This is a genomic window from Citrobacter sp. HN-141, assembly GCF_033341895.1.
Classification (GTDB): Bacteria; Pseudomonadota; Gammaproteobacteria; order Enterobacterales; family Enterobacteriaceae; genus Citrobacter.
The window spans coordinates 1-1,127 of the sequence record NZ_JAWPBF010000054.1; the positions used below are offsets into that span (position 1 = coordinate 1).

Annotated in this window: 1 protein-coding gene; it reads left to right on the forward strand. The window is 52.4% G+C overall.

The window, feature by feature from the left end:
- Positions 1-69: 69 nt before the first annotated feature.
- On the forward strand, positions 70-1,127 hold a 1,058-nt coding region (locus tag RYZ59_RS24525), incomplete at its 3' end, for an ISL3 family transposase (RefSeq protein ID WP_000343759.1).

A 1,127-nucleotide genomic window follows, 5' to 3' on the forward strand; every position in this document is an offset into this window, starting at 1 on the left:
ATGGGTCTTCCCTTGTTGTGGTGGCTGAAGGCATGATAATGGTGTATTTAATCGCCAGAGGTCACCGCCATGGACGAAAAGTCCCTCTACGCTCATATTCTCAACCTGTCCGATCCGTGGCAGGTAAAGTCCCTTTCTCTCGATGAAAATGCCGGTTCTGTTACTGTCACTATTGAGATCGCTGAAAACACCCGGCTAGCCTGTCCGACCTGCGGTAAATCCTGTTCTGTTCACGATCACCGTCATCGTAAATGGCGCCATCTTGATACCTGCCAGTTCACCACTATTGTTGAAGCCGATGTTCCACGAATTATGTGTCCGGAGCATGGCTGCCTGACGTTGCCTGTTCCGTGGGCTGGCCCCGGAAGCCGGTATACGTTGCTATTCGAATCGTTCGTTCTCTCATGGCTGAAAATCAGCACCGTTGATGCTGTCAGGAAGCAACTTAAGCTCAGTTGGAATGCGGTTGACGGCATTATGACCCGGGCAGTTAAGCGAGGTCTTGCCCGGATAAAAAAGCCATTATCCGCCCGTCATATGAATGTGGATGAGGTCGCCTTTAAAAAAGGACATCGTTACATAACGGTGATCTCCGATCGCGATGGTCGGGCGCTGGCCTTAACGGATGATCGCGGCACAGAGAGTCTTGCCGGCTATCTTCGCACGCTCACTGATGGGCAGTTGCTGGCTATCAAAACGCTCTCAATGGACATGAACGCGGGCTATATAAGAGCAGCGCGTATCCACTTACCCAGTGCGGTTGAGAAAATCGCCTTTGACCGCTTCCATGTGGCGAAGCAACTGGGCGAGGTAGTTGATAAAACCCGTCAGAATGAACATCCGCACCTCCCTGTTGAAAGCCGACACCAGGCAAAAGGAACCCGCTTCCTGTGGCAGTACAGCGATAAGTGGATGACCGAATCCCGGCAGGAAAAGCTGATGTGGCTGCGTGCACAGATGAAGCTGACGAGCCAGTGCTGGGCGCTGAAAGAGCTGGCAAAGGATATCTGGAACAGGCCATGGAGCGAGGAAAGACGGAGTGACTGGCAGAGATGGTTGGCGCTGGCGGCTAACAGTGACGTTCCCATGATGAAAAATGCCGCGAAAACGATAGGAAAAAGGCTGTA